This is a genomic window from Burkholderia sp. AU6039 (assembly GCF_002223365.1).
Lineage (GTDB): Bacteria > Pseudomonadota > Gammaproteobacteria > Burkholderiales > Burkholderiaceae > Burkholderia.
In genome coordinates this window covers 2,736,128-2,761,719 of sequence record NZ_NKFK01000005.1, presented here as the reverse complement: position 1 = coordinate 2,761,719, position 25,592 = coordinate 2,736,128, and the positions used below count along the sequence as shown (strand labels likewise).

At 68.5% G+C, this 25,592-nt stretch carries 21 protein-coding genes; 12 read left to right on the top strand and 9 right to left on the bottom strand.

The features are described from left to right. The first annotated feature begins 228 nt into the window (after nucleotides 1-228). From CFB39_RS30110 to CFB39_RS30100, 3 genes are all read left to right on the top strand, one after another. A complete protein-coding gene (locus CFB39_RS30110) occupies nucleotides 229-1,557 on the top strand; it encodes a hypothetical protein (protein ID WP_089475564.1) in 1,329 nt (442 codons plus the stop codon). Nucleotides 1,558-1,717: 160 nt separating this feature from the next. Continuing rightward, on the top strand, nucleotides 1,718-2,830 hold the full coding sequence (locus tag CFB39_RS30105; protein WP_089426704.1) for a porin: 1,113 nt from the start codon (nucleotides 1,718-1,720) through the stop codon (nucleotides 2,828-2,830). Between the two features lie 10 nt (nucleotides 2,831-2,840). Continuing rightward, the gene (locus CFB39_RS30100) at nucleotides 2,841-3,893 is read left to right on the top strand and encodes a nucleoside hydrolase (RefSeq protein ID WP_089433214.1); all 1,053 of its coding nucleotides are present in this window, start codon (nucleotides 2,841-2,843) and stop codon (nucleotides 3,891-3,893) included. Between the two features lie 6 nt (nucleotides 3,894-3,899). On the opposite strand, the gene CFB39_RS30095 is transcribed toward CFB39_RS30100, so the two are convergent. After that, complete coding sequence (locus tag CFB39_RS30095) at nucleotides 3,900-4,811, bottom strand: LysR family transcriptional regulator (RefSeq protein WP_089433213.1); 912 nt, start codon at nucleotides 4,809-4,811, stop codon at nucleotides 3,900-3,902. Between the two features lie 94 nt (nucleotides 4,812-4,905). Here CFB39_RS30095 and CFB39_RS30090 point away from each other — a divergent pair, with 94 nt between their 5' ends. Together CFB39_RS30090 and add are read left to right on the top strand one after the other, a co-directional pair. Then, nucleotides 4,906-6,255 (top strand): NCS2 family permease, encoded by a 1,350-nt coding sequence (locus tag CFB39_RS30090; protein ID WP_071331954.1) that lies wholly within the window; start codon nucleotides 4,906-4,908, stop codon nucleotides 6,253-6,255. Between the two features lie 46 nt (nucleotides 6,256-6,301). Then, a complete protein-coding gene (add, locus tag CFB39_RS30085; protein WP_089475563.1) occupies nucleotides 6,302-7,402 on the top strand; it encodes an adenosine deaminase in 1,101 nt (366 codons plus the stop codon). A 30-nt stretch (nucleotides 7,403-7,432) separates the two neighbouring features. Here add and CFB39_RS39730 read toward each other — a convergent pair whose 3' ends face one another. Continuing rightward, nucleotides 7,433-7,552 (bottom strand): nuclear transport factor 2 family protein, encoded by a 120-nt coding sequence (locus CFB39_RS39730; RefSeq protein ID WP_256991474.1) that lies wholly within the window; start codon nucleotides 7,550-7,552, stop codon nucleotides 7,433-7,435. A gap of 252 nt (nucleotides 7,553-7,804) precedes the next feature. Here CFB39_RS39730 and CFB39_RS40970 point away from each other — a divergent pair, with 252 nt between their 5' ends. Then, a complete protein-coding gene (locus tag CFB39_RS40970) occupies nucleotides 7,805-9,067 on the top strand; it encodes a hypothetical protein (RefSeq protein WP_256991473.1) in 1,263 nt (420 codons plus the stop codon). Between the two features lie 54 nt (nucleotides 9,068-9,121). Next, the gene (locus tag CFB39_RS30075) at nucleotides 9,122-11,047 is read left to right on the top strand and encodes a WG repeat-containing protein (protein WP_089475562.1); all 1,926 of its coding nucleotides are present in this window, start codon (nucleotides 9,122-9,124) and stop codon (nucleotides 11,045-11,047) included. A 46-nt stretch (nucleotides 11,048-11,093) separates the two neighbouring features. Here CFB39_RS30075 and CFB39_RS30070 read toward each other — a convergent pair whose 3' ends face one another. Together CFB39_RS30070 and CFB39_RS30065 are read right to left on the bottom strand one after the other, a co-directional pair. Beyond that, a complete protein-coding gene (locus CFB39_RS30070) occupies nucleotides 11,094-13,322 on the bottom strand; it encodes a penicillin-binding protein 1A (RefSeq protein ID WP_089475561.1) in 2,229 nt (742 codons plus the stop codon). A 193-nt stretch (nucleotides 13,323-13,515) separates the two neighbouring features. Continuing rightward, nucleotides 13,516-15,030: a PLP-dependent aminotransferase family protein gene (locus CFB39_RS30065; RefSeq protein ID WP_089475560.1), complete on the bottom strand. Its 1,515-nt coding sequence runs from the start codon at nucleotides 15,028-15,030 to the stop codon at nucleotides 13,516-13,518. Between the two features lie 123 nt (nucleotides 15,031-15,153). On the opposite strand from CFB39_RS30065, the gene CFB39_RS30060 reads away from it, so the two are divergent. Beyond that, on the top strand, nucleotides 15,154-15,792 hold the full coding sequence (locus tag CFB39_RS30060; RefSeq protein WP_089475559.1) for an FMN-binding negative transcriptional regulator: 639 nt from the start codon (nucleotides 15,154-15,156) through the stop codon (nucleotides 15,790-15,792). 55 nt (nucleotides 15,793-15,847) lie between these two features. Here CFB39_RS30060 and CFB39_RS30055 read toward each other — a convergent pair whose 3' ends face one another. After that, the gene (locus tag CFB39_RS30055; RefSeq protein ID WP_089426713.1) at nucleotides 15,848-16,429 is read right to left on the bottom strand and encodes a thioredoxin family protein; all 582 of its coding nucleotides are present in this window, start codon (nucleotides 16,427-16,429) and stop codon (nucleotides 15,848-15,850) included. 227 nt (nucleotides 16,430-16,656) lie between these two features. On the opposite strand from CFB39_RS30055, the gene CFB39_RS30045 reads away from it, so the two are divergent. Then, entirely contained in the window at nucleotides 16,657-17,397 is a 741-nt protein-coding gene (locus CFB39_RS30045; protein ID WP_089426714.1) for a response regulator, read from the top strand. Further along, nucleotides 17,394-18,716, top strand: coding sequence for an ATP-binding protein (locus tag CFB39_RS30040; RefSeq protein ID WP_089475558.1), 1,323 nt, complete (start codon nucleotides 17,394-17,396; stop codon nucleotides 18,714-18,716). The genes CFB39_RS30045 and CFB39_RS30040 overlap by 4 nt, the downstream gene beginning before the upstream one ends. A gap of 60 nt (nucleotides 18,717-18,776) precedes the next feature. Here CFB39_RS30040 and CFB39_RS30035 read toward each other — a convergent pair whose 3' ends face one another. The 4 genes from CFB39_RS30035 to CFB39_RS30020 all read right to left on the bottom strand — a co-directional run bounded on the left by CFB39_RS30035 (nucleotide 18,777) and on the right by CFB39_RS30020 (nucleotide 21,483). Beyond that, nucleotides 18,777-19,388 (bottom strand): alpha/beta fold hydrolase, encoded by a 612-nt coding sequence (locus CFB39_RS30035; protein WP_089475557.1) that lies wholly within the window; start codon nucleotides 19,386-19,388, stop codon nucleotides 18,777-18,779. Between the two features lie 67 nt (nucleotides 19,389-19,455). Next, on the bottom strand, nucleotides 19,456-20,190 hold the full coding sequence (locus tag CFB39_RS30030) for a metallophosphoesterase (RefSeq protein ID WP_089475556.1): 735 nt from the start codon (nucleotides 20,188-20,190) through the stop codon (nucleotides 19,456-19,458). 111 nt (nucleotides 20,191-20,301) lie between these two features. Continuing rightward, nucleotides 20,302-20,838 (bottom strand): GNAT family N-acetyltransferase, encoded by a 537-nt coding sequence (locus tag CFB39_RS30025; RefSeq protein WP_089475709.1) that lies wholly within the window; start codon nucleotides 20,836-20,838, stop codon nucleotides 20,302-20,304. Between the two features lie 12 nt (nucleotides 20,839-20,850). After that, nucleotides 20,851-21,483 carry a LysE family translocator gene (locus CFB39_RS30020; protein ID WP_089475555.1) on the bottom strand — a complete coding sequence of 211 codons (633 nt, stop codon included), beginning with the start codon at nucleotides 21,481-21,483 and terminating at the stop codon, nucleotides 20,851-20,853. 306 nt (nucleotides 21,484-21,789) lie between these two features. Between CFB39_RS30020 and CFB39_RS30010 the strand changes: the two genes are divergently transcribed. Next, nucleotides 21,790-22,983: a porin gene (locus tag CFB39_RS30010; protein WP_089475553.1), complete on the top strand. Its 1,194-nt coding sequence runs from the start codon at nucleotides 21,790-21,792 to the stop codon at nucleotides 22,981-22,983. Nucleotides 22,984-23,629: 646 nt separating this feature from the next. Further along, nucleotides 23,630-25,552 (top strand): SMP-30/gluconolactonase/LRE family protein, encoded by a 1,923-nt coding sequence (locus CFB39_RS30000; protein ID WP_089475552.1) that lies wholly within the window; start codon nucleotides 23,630-23,632, stop codon nucleotides 25,550-25,552. Nucleotides 25,553-25,592: the final 40 nt, after the last annotated feature.

Genomic DNA, 25,592 nt, shown 5'->3' with positions numbered 1-25,592 from the left:
ATCGATCGCAAACGCCCAATAAATCAGACTGCCACGTAACGAACAAGCAAGCGGCAACGAGTTGAAACAAAGCGTGACGAAGCGCAAAACCACGACGTTCGCCCCTACCGATTCCTGCAGGGACGCGTAAAATGAAGGGCCTGACGACTCATTAGCCGCCATCGGACCGACCGCGTTGCAACAGCGAACGGCTCCGCCGCGAAGAGGCGTCGGCGCCGGGCGCACACGATGCGCCGGACGTGTCGATGGCTTGCGCGGAAGATGCGCCGCCCGCAACAGCAGCATGCGGCGGCCGGATCGGCCGATGGCTTCGAACGTATGATGCCTTTCAGCTTCACGCGGCGATTTGCGAAGCCGCGTTGCCTTGCCCGTGTCGCCGCTGCGTGTATCGGGATCGCCGCGGCACTGCCGATCTCCATGCTCGTCGAGCGGCCTGCCTTTGCGGCGTCCGACGCATCGGCGCCCGTCGCTACGTCGTCCTCATCAGTCGAGTCACCCGCATCGGCAGCTTCTCGGGCGCATCCCGCTTCGACGGCGCATGCATCGTCGGGTGCGTCGACGGCCAAGCCCGCGCCTGCCGCATCACACGCGCATCCCGTGGAGCCTGCCAGCCCGGCGTCGGGCGCATCGAGTGCATCGGGCGCATCCGCAGCTTCCGCCGCTTCCGCAGCTTCCACCGCCGCACCTGCATCGGCCGCTTCCGCTGCGCCCGCCAGCGAAGCCGAGCCACCCGCACCGACACCGCCGCGCCAGCATCCTCCCCTGTCGGCCGAAGAGGCAAAAAATGCGACGGCGCACGCGATCGACATGCGCAAGCGCTTCACGCAGGAAGTCACGCGGCGCCTGAACGTGCCCGCAAGTGAGCAACGCGCGTACGGCGAGCGCCTCCAGAAAGCGCTCGTCGATGCGGACCTCGGCGACCTCGCCGGCGAATACATCGCGATGGTCGACCGCGCGCCGAACGTCCAGGCGCTGTTCATCTACTTCCGCGCGACGCCGGCCAACGCGTGGATGATGATCGGCGCATCGCCGGTCGGCACCGGGCTGCCGGGCACGTACGACCATTTCCTGACGCCGCTCGGCGTGTTCCATCACTCGCCGGACAACATGGATTTCCGCGCGGAAGGCACGACGAACGAGAACGGCATTCGCGGCTATGGGCACCGCGACATGCGCATCTACGATTTCGGCTGGGTGGACGGCGAGCGTGGGTGGGGCAAGGGCGGCGTGTCGCCGATGCGCTTCCAGATGCATGCGACCGATCCCGATCGCCTCGAAGCGCTGCTGGGCATCCGGCACTCGAAAGGGTGCGTGCGCATTCCCGCCTCGCTGAACACGTTCTTCGACCAGCACGGCCTGCTCGACGACGACTACCAGGCGCGCGTCGAGGCCGGCAAGTCGCTGTGGGTGCTGCGGCGCGATCGCGACATCACGCCGATCGCGGGCCGCTACCTGGTCGTGATCGACAGCGCACGCAAGACGCGGCCGGGATGGTCGCCGTTGCCGGGGCGCAAGGCGTGGTCGAAGCTGCCGAAGGGCGGCGACACGGCGGACTGACGGCCGGCGAGGCTGGCACGGGAGCGATGCGGATGAGAATAAATCCGTTTTATTGAACCATAATAAAAGCAAACTTTTATTATCCGATCCGGGTTCGTATAGTCGAGGCCAGTTTCGCGGAACCCTGCCGCGCCTGGACCACCACCGATCACACGACCCGATGAAAACTCTCTACAAGCTCGCCCCGCTCGCGATGCTCGGCGCCTTCGCGACGCATGCCTGTGCGCAAAGCAGCATCACGCTGTACGGTCTCATCTCGGCCGGTGTCGGGTTCGCGACCAACCAGGGCGGCAAGAACGCCTGGCAGGCGCTGTCCGGCACGAACCAGAACCCGCGCTGGGGGCTGAAGGGCAAGGAGGATCTCGGGCAGGGGCTGTCCGCGGTCTTCCAGCTGGAGAACGGCTTCAACGTGATGACCGGCACGGCCGCGCAGAACGGCCGCGAGTTCGGGCGGATGGCCTACGTCGGCCTGGCCGACCGCACCTACGGCTCGCTGACGTTCGGCCGCCAGTACGACGCGATCCACGACTACATCGGGCCGGTGATCATCGCGAGCAACGGCGTGAACATCGGCGACAACGACAACGGCTACAACGACATCCGCGTGCAGAACTCGGTGAAGTACGTGAGCCCCGTCTACTACGGCCTGAAATTCACCGCGCTGTACGGCTTCAGCAACGCGACCGGCTTCGCGAACAACAGCGCATACAGCTTCGGGCTCGGCTACGAGCAGGGCCCGCTGCGCTGGAGCGTGGTCTACGCGCAGTACAACCATCCGTACAGCGCGACGAACCAGGACGGCGCGATCGCGAACGACTATGCGTCGCCGCTGCTGATCTTCAGCAAGAGCGCGATGTCGCCGGCGGCGTACGCGAGCCGGCAGCGGATCGCAGGCACGGGCGGCTTCTACACGATCGGCCGCGCGCAGTTCGCGGCGATGTTTACCGACGTGCGCTACGATTACCTCGACAATTCGCACCTGCACCTGCAGAACCTCGGCGTGAACGTCGTCTATACGATGACGCCGCAGCTCTTCCTCGGCGCCGCGTATGCGTTCACGAACGGCAAGTACGACGTGATCGACAAGCGGCCGAAATGGCACCAGGTGAACCTGCAGGCCGATTACTTCCTGTCGAAACGCACCGACGTCGCGCTGACGGTGATCGCGCAGCAGGCGGCCGGCGACGCGGACCATGCGCAGATCTTCGCGTACGCACGGTCGACCGGCACGCGCCAGATGATGGCGACGCTTGGCGTCCGGCATGTTTTCTGAGCGCCCGACCATGACCCATCCGATCGCATCCCGCCGCACCTTCCTGAAACTGTCCGCCGCGCTGGCCGGCACCGCGCTGCTGCCCGAAACGGGCGCGTTCGCGGCCGGCGGCGACGCCGCGCGCCGCACGGTGATCATCGATACCGACCCGGGGCAGGACGACGCCATCGCGATCCTGTTCGCGCTGGGCGCGCACGACAGGCTCGACGTGCGCGCGTTGACCGCCGTCGCCGGCAACGTGCCGCTCGACCTGACCGAACGCAATGCGCGGATCATTCGCGACTGGGCCGGCCGCACGAAGACGCTGCCCGTCTACGCCGGCTGCCCGCGTCCGCTCGTGCGCGACCTCGTGACGGCGGCGAACGTGCATGGCAAGACCGGGCTCGAAGGCGTCGAGTTGCACGAGCCGCGCGCACCGCTTGCCGCCGGTCACGCGGTGGCGTATCTCGTCGATACGCTGAGCCGCGCGGCGCCGGGCAGCGTGACGCTGTGCGCGCTCGGCCCGCTGACGAACCTCGCGACCGCGTTGGTCGAAGCGCCGCAGATTCGCGGCGCGCTGCGCGAGATCGTGCTGATGGGCGGCGCGTTCTTCGAGCGCGGCAACATCACGCCGGCCGCCGAATTCAACCTCTACGTCGATCCGCAGGCGGCCGAAGTCGTATTCGGCAGCGGCGTGCCGATCGTCGTGCTGCCGCGCGATGTCGCGGTGAAAGCGCCGATCACGCCGGCGCGCGTCGCGCCGTTCCGCGCGCTCGGCAACCGCTGCGGCGCGATCGTCGCGGACATCATGGAGGCCGAACTCGCGTACAACAAGAAGCGGCGCGGCGTCGAAGATGCGCCGATGTACGATCCGACCGCGGTCGGCTATCTCGTCGATCCGACGTTGTTCGGCGGACGCAAGGTGAACGTGATGGTCGAGACGACCGGGCAGTGGACGCTCGGTGAGACGGTCGTCGACTGGAACGGGCGCAGCGGCCGTACGGCGAACGCGACGTGGATCAACGAGGTCGATGCGGACCGCTTCTACGCGGCGCTCGTCGAGCGCATCGCGAAGCTGCCCTGAAGACATTCAGATGTGCTTTGCAATCCATTCGCGGCACGCCCGCACGTGCGGGCCGCGATCGTCGCCGGTGAGCGAGATCAGCGAGATCGCGCGCGTGACGCGCGGCTTGTCGACGCGCAGCGCGACGAGTTCGGGATCGTGCAGATGCATCGTGTAAAGGCTTGGCAGCACGGCGGTCGCGAGGCCGTTGCGCGCAAGCGCGTAGAGCGGCTCGGTGTATTCCATCCGGTACGTGACGTTCAGGCGCAGCTTCTCGGCGCCGCCGGTGCGATGCAGCGATTCGCTGACGCTGCCGCGCACGAACACCGCGAGCTCGCGATCGACGAGCCTGGCCCACGTGACGCTCTTCGCGCGGGCAAGCGGATCGTCATGCCGCACGACGATCACGATCTCGTCCTCGAAGAGCTGCTGGTAGCGCAGCGTGCCGTCGTCGCTGTCCGGTTCGCGCACGCCGATGCCGAGATCCGCGACGCTGTCGCGCACGGCTTCGACGAGCGCGCTGTTCGGCAGATCGGTGAGGGTGAAGCGCAGCGTCGGATGCGCGTCGCGCAGTGCATTGAGCGCGGGCAGCAGGCGGCCCGCGACCGACGGGATGAACGCGATGCGCACGGTCTGGATGCGTTCGCCGATGAGCCGCGTCATGTCGTCGAAGGTGCCGCGCGCCTGGTTGAGCAGGCGTTCGGCGAGCGGCAGCACGGCTTCGCCCGCGGAGGTGAGCGTGAGCCGGTGCGCGGAGCGCGCGAAGAGGCGCCCGCCGAGCAGGAACTCGATCTGGCGGATCGACGCGGTGAGCGCGGGCTGCGTGAGCGACAGCGCCTGCGCGGCCTGCGTGAAGCTGCGTGCGTGGGCGAGCACGACGAAGTGCTGGACCTGCCGCAGCGTGAGCGCGGGCAGCAGCGACGAGCGGTCGGACGACATCGGGCAATGACGGTCGGGATGCGGTACGCGGCAGTATAAGACCGCGCTGCGTGAATCGACACAGGACAATATTCGGAATCACAGGAGAACCACCATGTCAGCGACTGACACGATGCCGGCGCGCGCGCCGGCCAACTGGCTCGAACGCCGCTTCGCGCTCGCCGCGCGCGGCACGAGCGTGCGCACCGAGACGATCGCGGGCGTCACGTCGTTTCTCGCGGCCGCGTACCTGCTCGTCGTGATCCCGTCGCTGCTCGCGACGGGCGGCATGGAGCGCGGCGCGGCGACGACCGCGACGATCATCGTGTTCGTGCTGTTCACCACGCTGATGGGGCTCTATGCGAACCTGCCGTTCCTCGTCGGCCCCGGCATCGGCGGCTCGGTGATCATCGGCGTGACGCTCGCGACGACCGAGCACGTCGGTTGGCAAACGGGCCTGGGCATCGCCTGCGTATCGGGCGTGCTGTTCTTCCTGCTGACGATCCTCGGCGCGCGCGGCGTGGTGGTGCGGCTGATTCCGGTGCAGATCAAGCTCGGGCTCGGCGCGTCGATCGGGCTGTTCGTGACGATGCTCGGGCTGCGCAACGCGGGGATGGTCGTCGCGAACGCGAAGACCAACGCGTTCGCGCTCGGCGATTTCTCGCGGCCGGGCGCGCTCGTTGCGCTGATCGGCCTCGCGGTCGCGATCGTGCTGCAGGCGCGCAAGGTGCCCGGCGCGATCCTGATCGCGATCCTCGTGGCGGCCGCGGCCGGCGTGCCGCTCGGCGTCACGCATCTGCCCGCGTCGTTCGTGTCGCTGCCGCACAGCATCGCGCCGATCGCGTTCAAGCTCGACATCGGCAGCGCGTTGAGCCTCGCGGCCGCACCGTACCTGTTCGCGTTCTTCGCGGCGGAATTCTTCTCGACGCTCGGCACCGCGCTCGCGGTCGGCGCGAAGGCGAACCTGCTCGACGAGCAGGGCAACCTGCCGAACATCAACCGGCCGTTCCTCGTCGATTCGCTCGCGGCGACGCTCGGCCCCGTGTTCGGCATTCCCGCGCTGACCGCGCTGATCGAATCGGCGGCGGGCGTCGAGGCCGGCGGCCGCAGCGGGCTGTCGTCGCTGGCGGCGGCCGTGCTGTTCGCCGCGATGCTGCTGTTCGTGCCGGTCGCGCTCGCGATCCCGAAAGAGGCGACCGCGCCGGCGCTGATCCTGATCGGGCTGTCGATGTTCGCGACGATCCGCCATACGCATTTCGACGACTTCACCGATGCGTTGCCCGTGATGTCGATGGTGCTGCTCACGCTGATGTCGAACAGCTTCGGCACCGGCATCGCGGGCGGGCTGCTGTGCTACGTGCTCGTCAAGCTGCTGGCCGGCCGCTGGCGCGACGTGTCGTGGGGGCTCGTCGTGCTCGCGCTTCCGCTCGGCTACTACTTCTGGACCGTCGTGAAGCCGCACTGAGAGACGGCTTTCGCGACGCATCGGCACTACCCATAACGAGACTGCAATGAAGGCAACACCAGGTAACGTCCCGGCCGCGCGCACGGGCATCGAGATCACGCCGGCCCACCAGGCCTTCTTCCACGCGCTGCCGAAGGTCGAGCTGCATTGCCACCTGCTCGGCGCGGTGCGGCACGACACGTTCGTCGCGCTCGCGGCGCGCAGCGGCGCGCCGATCGAGCGCGCGGAGATCGACGCGTTCTATGCACGCGGCGAGAAGCCGGTCGGCGTGCTGCATGTGCTGCGCGCGCTCGACCGGCATCTGCTCACGCAGCCCGACGACCTGCGGCGGATCGCGTACGAGTATCTGGAGGATGCGGCCGCGCACCACGTCCGGCATGCGGAATTCTTCTGGAATCCGACGGGTACGGTGCGCGTGTCGGGGATCGCGTATGCGGATGCACAGGCCGCGATCGTGACGGGTATTCGCGACGCCGCACGCGACTTCGGGATCGGCGCGCGCCTGATCCCGAGCATCGACCGCGAGCAGGATCCTGACGAAGCGGTGGCGATCGTCGAATGGATGAAGGCGAACCGCGCGGACGAAGTCGCGGGGCTCGGGATCGACTATCGCGAGAACGACCGGCCGCCGGAGCTGTTCTGGAAGGCTTACCGCAATGCACGCGCGGCGGGCTTTCGCACGACCGCGCATGCGGGCGAGTTCGGGATGCCGTGGCGCAACGTCGAGACGGCCGTCGATCTGCTGCAGGTCGATCGCATCGATCACGGTTACACGATCGTCGACAACCCGGAGTTGTGCGCGCGCTATGCGGAGCGCGGGATCGTCTTTACCGTCGTGCCGACGAACTCGTACTACCTGCGCACGCTGCCGCCGGAGCAATGGGCGGAACTTCACCCGATGCGCAAGATGCCGGGCCTCGGGCTGAAGATCCATCCGAACACCGACGATCCGACGCTGCACAAGGTCAATCCGTCGGAGGCATGGGAGCTGATGTTCAGCCATTTCGGGTTCACCGTGGCCGAGCTGAAGCAGTTCATGCTGAACGGGATCGACGGCGCATGGGTGGACGACGCGACGAAGGCTGCGTGGCGTGCGGCGTGGGCGCCGGAGTTCGACGTGCTGGCTGCCACGCTCGCGGCGGCCTGAACGCGGCGGCGTTTTACGCCGGCCGGTGCTTCAACCGGCCGGCGACTCGTTGTGCTGGAACAGCTTCGCGACGCCCGGCAGGCCGCCGGCGTCGAGCAATTCCGCGTAGCGGTACAGCAGGTTCGCGATCGCGACTGCGCTCTGGGTCATGCGGGCTCTTCTCTCGTTGAGCGATGACGACGATGGTGCGCGGCGGCTCCGCTTCGTCCGGGTGGCCTGAGCCGGCACACGCCTCTCCATACCTTTTCATTTCCTGCACATCGCCGTCATGGGCACGCGCCCGCTGGCACGCGTCGCCCGTGTTCGCTATATTGGCGTCCGGTAGCGATTGGTCGTGTCGCAGCCGCCGTGCGCTGTCGCGCCGGATATTCCCAAAACAATTCGAAGAGAGAGGCTTCAGCCGTGCGTACCCCCTTGTTCTGTCTGCTGTTGCTCGCGTCGCTATCCGCGCGGGCCGGCACTGCCTGCGATGCGTTGCTCGGCGATTACGCGCCGGCGGCCGGCAAACCCGCGACGCTGCGCGTCGAGAAAGTGGGCGGCGAGATCGTGCTGCGTGTGCGCGACGCCGGCCAGTGGAGTGTCGAAACGGCGCCGACGCACGAGGCCGAGCTGGAAACCGACGGTCCCGACAAGGCGCCGCCGGGCACCTGCGTGCTCGACGTGCCGGGCGGCGAACTGATCAAGCTGCCGATCGGCGCGCCGTATCAGGTCACATCGATTGCCGGCAAGAACTTCGAGACGAAGCATTCGACGACTGGCGTCGTGATGCTGGCGATACAGGGTTTTCAGGTCAACGGCATGGAACTGTATCCGGTCGCGCGCAGCGGCGATTCGCCGCCGGAGCCCGTGAAGGCGGTGGCGGGGCGGGAGATTGCCGGCGCGGGCCCGTGCCCGGGCCACCGTCCGCCCGACATGAGCCAGGCCGACTTCGATGCGCTACCGGAGGCCGCGCACACGTATTTCGCCGAACTCGATCCGGTGCGGCAGCGCGCGTTCGTGTGCGGCCAGACGCTCGACGAGATCGTTGGCGACGGCCTGATGTCGAACGACGACAAGGAAATCGATACGATGTGGCGCCGGCTCGGCATGCTGTTGCGCGCGCACCAGGTGCCGCGTGACGAACTCGGCCGCGACGATCGCTGGCGCGTGGCCGGCCAGTTGCTGCGGCAGATCCGGCCCGACGCAGGCGCGCAGGCGTCGCCCGATCGCGCGCGCCGGCAGGCACTCGTGCTCGACGCGCTGGTGCCGAACCTGCCGCCGCCCGACACGCTGCGCGATGGCCGCGAAGAGCACGCGAGCGACCTCATCGCCGAAATCGTGCAACTGCCGGAACCGGAGGCACTCGCCGCGCTCGGCAAGTTGCAGGCGCGCGGCGTGCTGCGCTGGCAGCTCCATGACAACAACCCGTACCGGCTTGCCGACGTCGCATTGCCGGACGCATTGAATCCGCCCGTGGCCGCTTCGGTCTTCGTGCTGCTCGCGAAGGATGCGAACCCGGACGTGCTGCATGACGATGCACTGCTCGACGGCGAGGTGACTGCGCGCCGTGTCGACGGCGTGCAGCGCCTGCTCGACGCCGGCGTGAAGCCGTCCGCGAAAGTGCTGGCGGATGCGGCCGACACGCCGGAGATCCTGCGGCTGCTGAAGGCATCCACCGCACGCTGATGGCGGGCGAACCGACGCAATACGACGACAACAAGAACGAGGGCGACCCTTCCAATGGGCAATCGATCATGGCTGTATCTCCAGGCCGGTGACGGCGACGACGCGCGGACGATCGCGCTGGCGGAATCCAACAATCACTTTCCGCTGCTGTGGCGCGTACTGCTCGCCGACGGCGGCGCGGGCGACGCGATCACCGATCAGCGCGTGTTCGGCGATGCCGGCACGCCGAATCTCACCAGCGACGCGCGCGCCGCGCTTGCGCGACTCAGCCGGCTCGCGTCGTTCGTCGTCGCGTATCCGCTGCCCGGCGACGATCCGGCGCTCGCGCGCCAGTTCGATGCGGTCGTCCGGCATCTCGGCGAATCGATCGATGCGCTCGGCGACACGCACGGCGCTCCCCGGTTTTCCGCGAATCTCGACGAGTTGTCGTGGCTCGACGGCGGCGATCCGAACGACTACATCGACCAGGAACGCGATACTTGCACGCGGCTGTGGTGGCAGGTCGCGAACTGCATGGATTTCCGCGACGTGCGCGGCGTGCGCGATGCGCTCGAGATCGAGTCGCCGCCCGACTGGCGCGACTGGGCGTGGGGCTTCGGGTTCGGCGGCCTGTTGCATCACTATTTCGTTCGTCAGGAACCGCGCGGCGTGGCGTTTGCCGAGCTGTTCGATGCCGGCGAAGTGCACGGCGACCGGCTCGGCTACGGCACGTTCAGCTTTCGCGCACGCAACGGGCTGTGGGGTGTGCGACGTGAAACCAACGATGCGTGGCATGTGATCGTGCCGCCCGAGTGGACGAACCTGTGGACGAGCGGCGCGCGTGACGACCGGCTCCTGTGGGCCGAACGCGACGGGAAGGTCGGCCTGCTGTTCGCCGATGGCGATGTCGACCGCGACGGCGATGGCGACGGCGACGAGATGCGGATCGTGCGCGAACCGTCGTTCGACGCCGTGTGGGATTTCAGCGGCGACGTTGCCTGCGTGCGCGTCGGCGAGCGATTCGGGCTCGTGCGCACGGACGGCACGTGGGTGCTCGAACCGTCGCTCGACGATTTCGGCGACTTCACGGGCGGAGTCGCGTCCGCGAGCCTGGACGGCCGCTGGGGCTTCGTCGACACGCGCGGTGCGTGGGCGATTCCGCCGCGTTTCGACGATGCGCACGAGTTCGAGAACGGCACCGTCGCGGCGGTATCCGAGGGCGAACGGTGGGGGCTGATCGGGCGCGACGGACAATGGCGCGCGCAGCCCGAGTGGGACGCGCTCGAATGGTCGTCCGAATGCGGCGCCTTCGTCGCGCGGCGCAACGGTCACGTCGGCCTCGTCGACGCGAAAGGCCGCGTCGTCGTCGAGCCGCATTATGCGGAAGTCGCCAGGCTGACCGACGACGAACGAACGGACATGCTGACCGAGCTCGGCGCGATCCGCCATATCGTGCGGCGCGACGACGGGCGTTGCGCGATCGTCGACGGGCAGGGCCGCGTGCTGACGCCGTTCGACTTCGTCAACATTGGGGCGCTGCCGTGGTTGCCCGATGACGAAGCCGTGCCGGGCGAGCTGTTCACGCGTTACGCGATCGGTGTCCTGCCGGGTGAGCCGGTGCAGCTCGCGATCTGCGATCTCGAGACGGGCGCGACGCTCGTGCAGGGGCGCTACGACGACGTGGCCGGCCTGTTCTGGGGCGCCGGTCACGGCTGGCTGGCGTGTGTGGAGGAAGAGGGCGGCAACGACGTGCGTGCGACGGTGCTTCGCGCGGACGGCACCGTGCTGCATCCGGCGCGTTACACGCGCATCGGTGACGATGCGCTGTTCGACGACGATCGCGACGCCGCCGACGGACACGCGATGCTGATGCCGTGGTTCGTCCGCCGTGTCGCGGTCGCGCAGAACTGGAGCCTGGGCGAACCGGTCGCCGCCTTGCGCGACGACGGCGTGCCCGTATGGCTGTACGCGGACGGGCAAGCGACGACGACGCTTCGATAGGCCGAGCCGTTGTCATGGAGGCCGGCGTGGCGCGCCGGCATGCCGATCAGCGGAAGAACTTCAGCCAGTCGAACAGGCCCGGATGCGGCGTGCGCCGCCGCGGCGCCGGCGCGCTGCGCGGCCGGAAATCCGGCGAGAACTGCGCGTGCGGATCGATCGCCCGCGCGCGCAGCGCCGCATCGTAGAAACTGCCGACGATCGGCAGCGCGCTGTGCGCGCCCGCGCCCCAGTAGTCGCTGCGCAGCGTCACGCTGCCATCGTCGAAGCCGACCCACGCACCGGCCACGAGCTGCGGATGCATCAGGATGAACCAGCCGTCCGCGTTGTCCTGCGTCGTGCCCGTCTTGCCGGCGACGTCGACGCGAATGCCATACCGTGAACGGATGTCGGCGCCGGTGCCGCGATCGACGACATCGCGCATCACGTCGACCAGCGTCTGCGCGGCGGGCTCGGGCAACGCACGTTCGGGCGGCGCGCTGCCGAAGACGGCGAGCACCTTGCCGTCGCGATCCTCGATGCGCGTGATCGTCTGCGGTGCGACGTATACGCCGCGGTTCGCGATCGTGCCGTACGCGGACACCATCTCCTTCAGCGTGACGGGGCTCGTACCGAGCGCGAGCGACGGCACCGCGTCGAGCGGGCTCTCGCGCACGCCCATCGCGCGGGCGAGCTGCGCGACCTTCGCGGCGCCTTCGTGCTGCATCACCTGCGCGGTGATGCGGTTGCGCGACAGCGCGAGCGCATCGCGCAGCGTCATCGGCTCATCGGTCGGCGGCTCGGCATCGGTCGGGCGCCAGACCGCGCGCCCGTCGATCGGGATCGCCACGGGGCGGTCCATGAACGTATCGCCCGGCCGCATGCCGTCCGCGAACGCGGCGCCATAGACGAACGGCTTGAACGTCGAGCCGGGCTGGCGCCGCGCCTGCGACACGTGATCGAACGGCTCACTGCCGAAATCGGGGCTGCCGACCCACGCACGGATCGCGCCGTTGCGCGGATCGATCGCGACGAAGCCGGCCTGCACCTGCGTCTTGCGCTCGCACAGCGCGCGCATGAAATCGCGATTGGCGCCGAGCCGCTTCAGCGCCACGACATCGGTCAGCCCCGCGTCGCGCGCCTGCCGATAGTCGGGCGTCTGGCGGATGAAGCCGCGGAACAGGTCGTTGCGCAGCCCGCAGCCGGACGGGCCGCGCCACGCGCTGTCGGCGATCGCCTGCAGCCGTTCGGTCTGCCGCGTCAGCGCCTGCGTCGCCATGTCCTGCAGCCGCGCGTCGAGCGTCGTGCGCACGACGAGTCCATCGGAGTACAGATCGTAGTTGTTGCGATCGGCCCACGCGATCAGCCATTTGCGCAACTGCACCGCGAAGTGCGGGGCGAGGCCGGGCTGCCCCGATTGCGGCTCGAAGTCGACGCGCAGCGGCTGGCGCTGCAGTTTCGCGAGCTGCTGCGGCGTCAGCATGTGCATCTGCGCCATCCGGTCGAGCACGATGTTGCGTCGCTGTACCGCGCGCTCCGGGTTCAGCACCGGGTTGTAGTAGCTGTTGCCCTTCAGCATCCCGACGAGCGTGGCGCTTTCGACGATGTCGAGCTGGTCGGCCGACTTGCCGAAGTAGGTGCGCGCGGCCATTTCGACGCCGTACGCGTTGTACAGGAACGGCACGGTGTTCAGGTAGGTCTCGAGAATCTCGTCCTTGCTGTACACCGACTCGATCTTGAACGCGGTGATCAGCTCCTTCACCTTGCGGGTGAGCGTCGGCGCGCGGCCGACTTCATCCGGATACAGGTTGCGTGCAAGCTGCTGCGTGATCGTCGAGCCGCCCTGGCGGTCGCCCGAGAACGTGTGCAGCCCGGCCGCGAGCGTGCGGCGCACGTCGATGCCGTGATGCGCGTAGAAACGGTGGTCCTCGGTCGCGATCAGCGCGTCGACCATGTGCGGCGAGATCTGCTTGAGCGGTACCCATTCGCGGTTGACGGGGCGGAACTCGGCGATCAGCTGGCCGTCGGCGGACAGCACGCGCGCGGGACGATCGATGCGCGCCTTGCGGATGTCGCCGATGCTCGGCGTGAACGGGACGAACGCGAGCAGCACCAGCAGGCCCAGCACCGGGATCGCGGCGAGCGTCAGCGCGACGCCGCGTCGCGTCGGATGACGCAGGCGATGCAGCACGCCGGCGCCCAGCGCGCGGAGGCGCACGCCGCAGGCGGCGGCGAACGGTACGACGCGGGCGCGGCAACGGAGCCAGGCGTCTCGGAGAAGCGGCACGAAGCGATTCAAGGCGGCAGGAGCGCGGATGGAAGAGGCGCGATCCTAGCAAACGGCACGCGTGCGACGCCCGCCAAAACAGCCGTTTGCTTGCAGGATTTACAGACGATTACGTTTGTTGCCCGCCGACAACCTTTTACGGCGCGGCGTGGCGCGATTCTCCCGACGAATCGCGCCAGGCCCGCCCGTGCTCGAAGCCGTCGGGTCAGCGTGGCACGGCGCCGTCGGCGGCCATTGCGACCACCTCCGCGAGCCGCTGCGCGGCCGCTTCCATCTGCGCGCGGCCGAACCCGCCGAAGCCGAGCACGAGCCCCGGGCGGGCCGTGCCCGGCGCGAACATCGGCGACACCGCGCGCACCGCGACGCCGGCTTGCGCGGCGCGCTCGACCACGTCGAGATCGTCGATCCCTTCCGCGAGCCACAGCACGACATGCATGCCCTGATCGCCCGGCTGCACCCACGCGCGTTCGCGCGGCAGCCGCGCGCCGAGCGTGTCGATCAGCAGCGTGCGCTGTTCCGCATACACGCCGCGCACGCGGCGGATGTGGCGGTCGAGGTGGCCTTCCGCGATGAACGCGGCCAGCACGTGCTGGTCGGCGGTCGGCACATGACGATCCATCAGCACGCGGGCGCCACAGAACGCGGGCACGAGATCGTCGGGCGCGATCACGTAGCCGAGCCGCAGCGACGGAAACAGGATCTTGCTGAACGTGCCGAGGTAGATCACGCGGTCGGGGTCGAGCCCTTGCAGCGACGGGAACGGATGGCCTTCGTAGCGCAGCTCGCTGTCGTAATCGTCCTCGACCACCCACGCGCGTTGCCCACGCGCCCAGGCGAGCAGCGCATTGCGCCGCGCCATGCTGAGCGGCATGCCGAGCGGATACTGGTGCGACGGCGTGACGAACGCGACCCGCGCATGCGGCGCGAGACGGATGCCGGCGTCGACGTCGATGCCGTCGGCGTCGACCGGCACCCGCACCATCGCGTCGCGCCGCCCGGTGCTGTCGAGCAGCGCGGTGATGCCGCGATAGGCCGGATTCTCGACCCACGCCTGATCGCCCGCGCCGAGCAGCACCTGGCTCGCGAGATGCAGCCCCTGCTGCGTGCCGCTGGTGATCACGACCTGGTCGGCATGGCAGCGCACCGAGCGCGAGCGGCGCACGTAGTCGGCGATCGCCTCGCGCAGCGGCAGCGCGCCATGCGGATCGGCATAGCCGGACGGCGCGCCGGCGCCGCGCGCGCGCAGGCGGTTGCCGAGCCGGCGCCAGATGTCGTCGGGCGCGGTGAGGCCGATCGGCACCGAGATCGCGAACGGCATGGCCGGCAGCGGGCGGAATTCGCCGGCGATTCGCGCGAAGGTGGCGGCCGGCTCGGGCAGGCCGGCACGTGCCGGCGGGCGCCGCCGCGCAGGCGGTTCGGGGGCGTTGACGGGCGGCGGCTCGGCGAGCGCGAGCGCGTTTGCGACCCGCGTGCCCGCGCCGCCGCGCGATTCGAGAAAGCCTTCGGCGATGAGCTGCGCATACGCATCGACGACGGTGCCGCGCGCCACTTGCAGCGACGCGGCGAGCAGCCGTGTGGACGGCAGCGCGTCGCCCGGGTGGACGTCGCCGCGCCGCACGGCGTCGCGCAGCGCCTGCGCGAGCTGGCGGCTCAGGTCGCCGGCTGCACGATCGAGCGCGCCGAGCGACGGGATGTCGACGTACCGGGCCGTTCTTGCCATGATTCTGGTCTGCTGAAATTGTTTCAAACCGGCTCTACAGCATAAACCAGTTTGGCGCGACAATCGGCGCATGACGGGCCAGCGCCCGATCCATTCCCACCCCCGCATGACCGTGGAGCCGCCATGTACGTCCCCGCCGATTTCAACGAACCCAACCCCGACGCGCTGCGCGAGCTGATCGTGCAGCATCCGTTCGGCAGCCTGATCACGCACGGCAAGAGCGGGCTCGACGCGAATCACATCCCGTTCGAGCTGCTGCCGAGCGACGGCGGGCTCGGCGAACTGCATGCGCACGTCTCGCGCGCGAATCCGGTCTGGCAGGACGTCGCGAACGGCGACGAAGTGCTCGTGATCTTCCGCGCGGGCGACGCGTATATCTCGCCGACCTGGTATCCGAGCAAGCATGTCGCGCACCGGCAGGTGCCGACGTGGAACTACGTGGTCGTGCATGCGCACGGCCGCATCACGGTGCGCGACGACGCGAAGTTCGTGCGCGGCGTGGTCGCCCGGCTGACGCGCACGCACGAGGCGTCGCAGCCGGTGCCGTGGAAGATGGGCGACGCGCCGGCGGATTATCTCGACGCGATGCTGCAGGCGATCGTCGGGCTGCAGATCGAGATCACGCGGCTCGTCGGCAAGCGCAAGCTCGGGCAGAACAAGGACGAGGCCGATATCCGCGGCGCCGGCGACGCGCTGGTCGCGAACGGCAGCCTCGCGATCGGGGAAGCGATGATCGCGGCGGCCGACGCGAAGCGCGGGTGAGCGCCGGCGACGGGCAGGCATGCGCGGGCAAGCGCCACGCCCGCACGCCGGCCCGTCACTGCGTGCGCGTCGCGCCCTTCGCGCCTTCACCGGCCTGCGCGAGCGCGCCGCGGATCGCGGCCTCGGTCTTGTCGTACCCGCCTTCGCCATAGCGCGTGTAGACGACCTTCCCGTTCGCGTCGATCAGGTACAGCGCGGGCCAGTACTGGTTGCCGTACGCGCGCCACGTGTCGTAGCGGTTGTCCTGCGCGACCGGATACCGGATGCCGAAGCGCTTGATCGCATCGGCGACGTTGCCCGCGTCGCGCTCGAACGGATACTCGGGCGTATGCACGCCGACCACGACGAGCCCCTGGTCGCGATACTTCCGGTCCCATTCCTTCACGTACGGAATCGTATGAATGCAGTTGATGCACGAGTACGTCCAGAAATCGACGAGCACGACCTTGCCGTGCAACTGGCCGAGCGTCAGCGGCGCGCTGTTGTGCCAGCGGTCGATGCCGGTGAAATCGGGTGCGGCCATGCCGGCCTGCGAAGTCGGCATGCCCGCGTCGTCGCGGGTGCCCGCGAAGGCGGCGAGCCCGGCCGTGGCGGCAAGGGCGAAGACGAGGGCGGCGATCTTGAGGCGGGGCAGCATGGCGTTCTCCTGAGCGGGAGGCCGCCGCGCGGTGGCGGCGGCCGGACGGGTTTCGACAGGCCCCATTAAGCGGCGCCGACGTATCTGCGATGTGTCCGGCGAGCCACGCGTGTGCAATGTTGTGTGTCGTCACGGCGGCGCGATACATTGGGATACAAACGCATGCCCGCCGTGAGGTATAAAAGCGGACATCACCTGCCCGAATACCTCGACACCGACCACGACTCATGGACAAGATCGACCACGTGCTGATCGTCGACGACGACCGCGCGATCCGCGAACTGATCGCGGATTACCTGGAGAAGAACGGCATGCGCGTGTCGCTGGCCGCGAACGGCCGCGAGATGCGCAACGTGCTGGACGACGGCGCGCCCGACCTGATCGTGCTCGACCTGATGATGCCGGGCGAGGACGGCCTCACGCTGTGCCGCGACCTGCGCGCCGGCAAGTTCCGTACGGTGCCCGTGCTGATGCTCACCGCCCGCGGCGAGGAAACCGACCGCATCATCGGCCTCGAGATGGGCGCCGACGATTACCTGGCCAAGCCGTTCGCGGTGCGCGAACTGCTCGCGCGGATCCGCTCGGTGCTGCGCCGTGCGCGCATGCTGCCGCCCGGCATGCAGGTGACGGAAACCGCGGAGATGCTCGCGTTCGGCGAATGGCGGCTCGACACGACCGGGCGCCACCTGCTCGATGCGGAAGGCACGCTGGTTGCGCTGAGCGGCGCCGAATACCGGCTGCTGCGCGTATTCCTCGACAACCCGCAACGCGTGCTGACGCGCGACCAGTTGCTCAATCTCACGCAGGGTCGGCAGTCCGATCCGTTCGACCGGTCGATCGACCTGCTCGTGAGCCGGCTGCGCCAGCGCCTGCGCGACGGCGCGCGCGAACCGCGCTACATCAAGACGCTGCGCAACGAGGGCTATGTGTTCTCGTCGGCCGTGACCGCCGTCGACGGTGCCCCATGAGCGCGCGCATCCCGTGGCGCTGGCCGCGCTCGCTGTTCGCGCGGCTCGCGCTGATCCTGTGCGTGGGCCTCGCGCTCGCGCAGACGCTGTCGTTCTGGCTCACCGTGACCGAGCGCGACCAGGCGACCACCAACCTGATGATGGGCTACATCGAGCGCGAGGTCGCGAGCTCGGTCGCGCTGCTCGACCACCTGCCGCCGGCCGAGCGGGCCGCGTGGGTGCCGCGCCTCGCGCGGCGCAGCTACGCGTTCATCCTCGGGCCCGGCGAGACCGGCACGCCGCCGGAAGCGCGGCTGTCGGCGCGCGTCGAGCGCTCGATTTCCGACGGCATCGGCGGCGACTACCCGCTGACCGCGAACGCGATTCCCGGCGATCGCGAACATCTGCAGGTGCATCTGCGCCTGACCGACGGATCGCCGCTGACGATCGACATCCATCCGATGTCGACGGTGCCGCTGTCGGGCTGGCTGCCGGTCGTGCTCGTGCTGCAGCTCGCGGTGCTGGCCGCGTGCTGCTGGCTCGCGGTGCGGCTCGCGACGCGGCCGCTCAAGCAGCTCGCGCAGGCCGCCGATGCGCTCGGCCCCGACCTGAAGGGCGAGCGGCTGAACGAGGGCGGGCCGTCGGAAGTCGCGCGCGCCGCCCGCGCGTTCAACGCGATGCAGGATCGCATCGCGCAGTACATGGCCGAGCGCATGCAGATCCTCGCGTCGATCTCGCACGACCTGCAGACGCCGATCACGCGGATGCGCCTGCGCGCCGACATGATGGACGACGACGCGCAGGGCGCGAAGCTGCGCCAGGACCTGCTCGAGATGGAGCATCTGGTGAAGGAGGGCGTCGCGTATGCGCGGACGCTGCACGGCAACGAGGAAGCCGCGCGCCGGATCGATCTCGATGCGCTGCTCGACAGCATCGTGTGCGACTACACGGATGCGGGGCAGGACGTCGCGCTGCACAGCCGCGCGCCGCTCGCGCTCGTCACGCGGCCGAAGGCGCTGCGCCGCATCGTCGGCAACCTCGTCGACAACGCGCTGAAGTTCGCGGGCGCGGCCGAGATCGACGTGCACGCCGCGCCGGACGGCGGCGCGGTGATCGCCGTGCTCGACCGCGGGCCCGGCATTCCGGACGATCAGCTCGACGCGGTGTTCGAGCCGTTCCGGCGCGTGGAGACGTCGCGCAACCGCGAGACGGGCGGCACGGGGCTCGGCCTCGCGATCGCGCGGCAGCTTGCGCTGGCGATGGGCGGCACGCTCACGCTGACCAACCGGGCGGACGGCGGCGGGCTCGAGGCGCGGCTGACGTTGAGGAATGCGGGGTGACCGCGTGCGGCGTGTGAGCACTTCGGCTTCAGGTTTGTGCTGAAGCCGAAGCGCGCGGCGTCACCCGCGCTGCAGATGCGCATCGACGAGCGGCGCGAGCGTCGTCGCATGCACGGCCGCGAGATCGTGCCGGCCGCCCGGCACGACATGCAAATGCGCGTCGGGCAGCCGTTCGAGCAGGCGCCGGCCGGCCGCGACGGGGCTGATCGGGTCGTCGTCGCCCCACAGCAGCAGCGTCGGCTGCGCGATGCGGCCGATATCCCGCGACAGGTCGGCACGGAACGTCAGGAACCAGTCGGGAAGCTGCGGGTTCGCTTCCGCGAAACCGGTGCGCCAGTCCTGCGCGCCGAGCCCGGCCATGTCGAGGCCGCCGGACGTGACCGTCAGCACGAGGTGCGTGATCAGTGCGGGCTTGTCGAGCGCCGCGCGCATCGCGATCACGCCGCCCATCGATTGCGCGATCACGGCGGTCGGCCGGTCGATCGTTTCCAGCACATGACGCACGAGGCTGTCGAAATCGTCGACGGCCGGATCGCGCGGCGTGTCGCCGAAGCCCGGGTAGCCGACGATCCGGCGCTCGGCCGGATGCGTGAGAAGGCCGGCGAGCGGTTGCCAGAAAGCGGTGCTGCCCGATGCGCCGGGCAGGAAAAGCAGTTGCGACGGAACGGGCATGGCGGTGCGATTTCCCGGTGAGTGAAGTGAAGTGAAGCGGAAGGGCGCGTGACGTGAGCCGGACGCATCAGCACCGGCCGGTGCGCAGCGCGACGGTCCAGTCGTCGCGCCCGCGTGAGGCCGCGGTGGCGGCCGCCGTGTGCCAGTCGTATTCGACAGCATGGAATTCGACGTTCCAGCCGGCGGCCGTGCGCGTCACCATCGCGTAGCGCGCGTGCGGCGAGCCCGTCTCGATGCGGTGCGGATGCGGCAGGTCGTCCGTGTAGGCCTGCAGCCCGACGCTGCCCGGGTTGACGACCAGCCGGCCGTCGTCGAGCCTGGCCGTGCGCGGGAGGTGCGTGTGGCCGCACAGGATCAACGATGCCGGTTCGTCACCCGCGCGCTGCGCGATTTCATCGGGCGTGGCCGCGCGGCAGCCGTCGGGCGTGACCGTTTCGAGGAAATAGACGAGGTCGCTGTCGGGCGTGCCGTGCACCATCAGCACGTCGTCGTCGAGCGTCATGCGTTCGGGCAGCGCGGCGATCCATTCCAGATGATCGGCGCGCAGCGTGTCGTGCGCCCAGCGATCCGACAGCCGCATCGACTCGCGATCGCCGGTGAGCAGTTGCCGCTCGTGATTGCCCTTGATGGTCGGCAGGTCGAGCGCGATCAGGCGGTCGGCCGTCTCGGGCGGATGGAGTGCGCCGGACAGGATGTCGCCGAGATTGACGATCACGTCGGCGCCGCGGCGGCGGACGTCGTCGAGCACCGCGTCGAGTGCGGCGAGGTTGCCGTGGATGTCGGACAGCGCGGCGATTTTCATGGCGGGTCGGCGAGGAAGGGAACGGCGATTGTCGCCAATTCGGCGCAGGCCGTCCAATGGCGGGCGCAGGCGACGCGGTGAGCGGTTTGACGTGAAGCCGCGATGGGTGTGTCAGTCGGTTGCGAGGCGCGCGTACATCGCGAAATCGCCCGGCGTGCCGCGCACCATCTTGTACGCGCGCAACAGCCCTTCGTACCGGTAGCCGCATTTCTGCAGCACGCGCGCGGAGCCTGCGTTGCTGGTCAGCACGACGGCCTGCATGCGCATGAAGCCGCTGTGGGCGAATGCCCACTCGGTGACGGCCGTGCACAGCGCGCTCGCGATCCCGCGCCCCCAGTGCGACGGCGCGAGGTCGTATGCGATCTCCGCCGAGCGGTTCACGGTCGATACGGTATGCAGGCCGATCGTCCCGGCGAGCGCGCCCGATGCGTCGTCGATCACGGCGAGACGCCGGATCGAGTCGGGGTCCGTCGATTCGATGGCGTCGAACAGCGGCAGCAGATCGTCGGGCGAGCGCAGGTTCCAGCTCGTATGGCGGTAGACGTCTGGGTTCGTCAGGTACGCATACCACGCGTCGAGGTCGGCGCGTTCGATCTGGCGGAGCGACAGGCCGGGAAAGCCGGAGCGGGGCGGCGCAGCGATTTTCATCGGCATCCGCGCCTATGCCGCATGACGCCGGTACAGCGCCAGCGACCCGGCGAGCGCGAGCAGCATCGCGCCGCACGTACGTTCGAGCCACAGCGCCCCCGCGCGCTTCAGCAGCCGCACCGCGCGTGCGCCGAGCAGCGCGTAGCCGAACATCACGACCCCGTCGAGCAGCGCGAACGTGATCGCGAGCGCGACGTATTGCGGCGCGAGCGGCGCGGACGGATCGAGGAACTGCGGCAGGAAGGCGGAGAAGAACAGATAGCCCTTCGGGTTCGTCACCGCCGTGAGGAAACTCTTCGCGAAGATCGACGCGTTGCGCCCGGATGGGTCGCCACCGTGCGCGGCGGCGACGTCGAGCGAGCCCTTCGACATCAGCAGCCGGATGCCGACGTACGCGAGATACGCGGCGCCGAGCCACTTCACCACCGAGAACCAGAACGCCGACGCCATCAGCAGCGCGCCGAGGCCGAGCGCCACCGCGACGATCAGCACGAAGTCGGACAGCATCGCGCCCGCGAAGCCGTAGGCCGCGCGGCGCACGCCGTAGCGCGAGCCGTTGGTCAGCGCGAGCAGCACGGTCGGGCCGGGTGTCGCGATACCGACGAACGCGACGGCGGCGAAGATCAGCAGGGTCGTTTCATGCATGAAGGCACTCCCGATGGATGGCGGCGCGTTCGATTATCGGTTGCGCCCGCCCGGGCTGTACAGGTGAGACGCGTTGCGCACACGGCCGGCTGCGCGACTATCTCGATTTTGGCAAGAAACTGTTTTCATTATTGTGCTTTCGACGGGAACCGGTTCCATCTACCATGGCGGCCGCAGTGGGCATGCCCGCCGCGTCGTCGCGCGCGGACGCGGCCGGCCTCGCACCGCCGGCACATCTCGCCGCCCGCGCGCTGCTCGCAACTGACAGCCAGAACAACGGGTTCAACGCCCGGAGACACGATAATCATGAACAAGCAACTGATCGCAGCCCCGCTGCTGCTCTCGCTCGCGGGCATCGCCGCCGCGCAAAGCTCCGTCACGCTGTACGGCATCGTCGATGCGGGCGTCACCTATCGCAGCAACGAGCGGGTCGGCTCCGCGGGCGCGTACACCGGCCACTCGAGCGTCGGGCTCACGACCGGCAACCTGTCCGGCAGCCGCTGGGGGATCAAGGGTTCCGAGGATCTCGGCGGCGGGATGCGCGCGCTGTTCGTCCTCGAGAACGGCTTCGACATCACGAACGGCACGTCGGGGCAGGGTGGCCGCCAGTTCGGCCGCCAGGCATTCGTCGGCCTCGGCAGCGACCGCTACGGCACGGTCACGCTCGGCCGCCAGTACACATCGCTCGACGACTTCGTGAGCCCGGTCGGCCCGTCGTCGTATATCGGCGGCTTCGGCGCGCACCCGGGCGACATCGACGACCTCGACCAGACCGCGCGGGTCGACAGCTCGATCAAGTACACGAGCGCCAACTACTCGGGCTTCACGTTCGGCGCGCTGTACGGCTTCGGCAGCCAGCCGGGCAGCATGAAGCAGCGCAACACGTGGAGCGTCGGCGCGGCATACGCGGCGGGCCCGCTGCGCGTCGGCGTCGGTTACGAGCGGTCGGACAACAGCAAGACGGGTGCGACCGACCCGACGGCCGGCAAGTGGCAGAGCACCGACGACGGGCTGTTCAACTCGTCGATCAACGAAGGCTATGCGAGCGCGCAGTCGCAGCAGATCATCGCGACCGGCGCGACCTACGACTTCGGGCCGGCCGTCGTCGGCGTGAACTACAGCAACGTGCAGTACCGCAGCGGCGGCCAGTCGCTGTTCACGGGCCACGCGACGTTCAACGTCGCGGGCGTGTTCACGCGCTGGAACGTGCGCCCGCAGACGCAACTGTTCGCGGGCTACAGCTACACGCGCGGCAGCGATGTCGACGGCGTGGACGACCGCGCGCAGTATCACAACGTCACGCTTGGCGCCGTGTATGACCTGTCGAAGCGCACCAGCGTGTACCTGCTCGGCGCGTACCAGCATGCATCGGGCATGACGCTCGACGCGCTCGGCCACCCGGTGGCCGCGACCGCGTCGGTGTCGGACAAGGCGAACGGCCACTCGTCCGATTCCCGCTCGCAGGCCATCGTCAGCCTCGGCCTGCGCCAGAAGTTCTGACGCGCAGCGATCGTTGCGGCCGCAACGTTGCCCGCCGCCGATGCCGGCAACGTTGCATGCAGGCTCCTGACCTGTCGCTTCTCCTTTCTTCTTCTACCGGTACCGCATGATCGACATCGTCGACGCGCGGCCGAAATTCCTCGACGGCCGGGCTGGCCCGACGCTCGACGACGCGAACTGAACGATCGCGGCCGCGTGCCGGCATGGCCGGCGCGCGGGTTTTGGGTTTGCTCCACCGTATCCCGCTTTCCTCTCCCTTCCTCCCGCTGCATGCCGCCGTGCCGAATCGCGATGACGCGATTGCGCCGGATATTATTTTTTCTCTTTCATTTCAATTTCGATTTGTAATCATTTGGCCCATTTCCGGGGAATGAAAAAGGCAATGCGGGCATTTCAGAAAAAATGACGCATTCGCATTGCGTGAACCGGAAGAAAATGCCGGGGAAAAAGCGCCGAAACCGTGCGCCCGGCAAGCTGCTGCGGCGCGGTGAGCGGGTTTGACCATCGTTGACGGAAAAGCGCCGGACGGCAAAAAGAACGGAGTGAATAATTCGGGAGGGCGGCGAATGCGCTTTAGCCGGAATCACCAATATTTCACGCGCCGCGATTTACAGTGTCGACCATTGAACGTTCGGGAGCATTATTCATGTCAATGAAACAAATTCGGGCGGCGTTGCTGGGAATGTGCATGGCAATGCTGGCGCCGGCGAGTCACGCGCAGGTGCAATACTCGACCGACTGGCTCGCGAACACGTACGGCACGCTGGCCCAGCACGTCGGCAATGCCGCGCGCTCGATGTGGGTCGCGCCCGAGGGCGTGATCTATACGTCGTCGCGCTGGGACGAGAACGCGGGCGGCGTCGCGCTCTACCAGAACGGCCAGACGTTGGGCACGATCGGTATTCACGACGAATTCCAGGGCGGGGCGATTACCGGCAACGCGACGTCGATCTTCGTCGCGCTCGGCTACAACCGCACCTTCGGCAGCGGCTCGGTCGGCCGCTACGATCGCAGTACGAACAAACGCGACCTGCGTATCCCGGTCAGCACGTGGACGGGCCTTCCGAACCCGGACGTGATCACCGGCCTCGCGACGGCCGGCAACCTGCTGTACGCGAGCGATTTCTACGGCAACCGCGTGCGCGTCTATACGACCGACGGCGTCTGGCAGCGCGACATCGGCGTGACCGGGCCCGGCGCGCTGGCGCTCGATGCGGCGGGCAACCTGTGGGTCGCGCGCATGGGCGCGGGCGTGGTCGCGCAGTACAGCGCGACCGGCACGCTGATGAACACGATCCAGATGGCGGCCGGCGCGCGGCCGTCGGCGCTGTATTTCGATGCGTCAACGGGGCAGTTGCTGGTGGGCGACCAGGGCCCGGACATGAACATCAAGCTCTACAGCCTCGCCGGGTTGCCGCAGCAGATCGGCACGTTCGGCGTGCAGGGCGGCTATCTCGACACGACCTCGGGCATCAAGGGGCAGGTCGGCGACAAGCGCTTCACGCGCGTGGTCGGCATCGGCAAGGATTCGGGCGGCAACCTGTACGTGCTCAACAACGCGTGGGGCGGCGGCTGGGATCTCGGGCGCAACGGCAGCACCGATCTTCATTCGTACAGCCCGACCGGCGCGCTGCAATGGAAGCTGCAGGCGCTGAACTTCGAGGCGATCGCCGCGCCCGACCCGGCGACCGACGGCGCGTTCTTCTATAGCGGCAACAACGTGTATACGGGCTCGGCGGGCGGCACGTTCGTCGCGAACACGGTCGACCCGTTCACCTATCCGAAGGACCCGCGCCTCGACATGAACGACTACCAGCGCGGCCAGCATTTCGGCCAGCTCGTGATGGTGGGCGGGAACCGGATTCTCGTCGCGTCGGGCCAGAACCCCGGCAACTTCAATTTCTATTACTTCACGCCGGCGACCGGCTATATCGCGAATCCGGCCGGCTCGCTGCCGGGCAAGCCGTTCAACACGACGTTGCAGGTCACGACCGGTTTCGACATCGACGGCAATGGCGACGTGTGGGCGGGGCTGAACGGCACCAACGCGATTACCCGCTACCCGATGACGGGCTTCGATGCGACCGGCAAGCCGTCGTGGGGCAAGCCGGTGACGACGCCCGTGCCGAGCACCGTGGCGCCGACGACGCGCATCGTCTACCAGGCGGACAGCGACACGATGATCCTCGCGCAGGGCCTCGCGAACAACTGGGACTGGACCGCGATGAACGGGCACATCGAGGTCTATCACGGCTGGAAGAACGGCAACACGACCGCGCCGAACCCGGTGATCAACCTGACCAGCGCGAACCCGAAATCGATCGCGGCGGCCGGCCACTACCTGTTCGTCGGCTACGTGCACACGGTGCCGAACGTCGACGTGTTCGATCTCAACACCGGCGCGCTCGTGACGACGCTGACCAACTCGAACACATCGGCGATGGACGTCGGCAATGACGTCGACTCGATGTACGGGATCCGCGCGTACCTGCGCTCGACCGGCGAATACGTGATCACGAAGGACAACTACAACGGCACGAGCATGATCGTGTATCGCTGGCATCCGTGAACGTGCAGGCCGTGCGGGCCCGGTGGCCTGCACGGCGTTT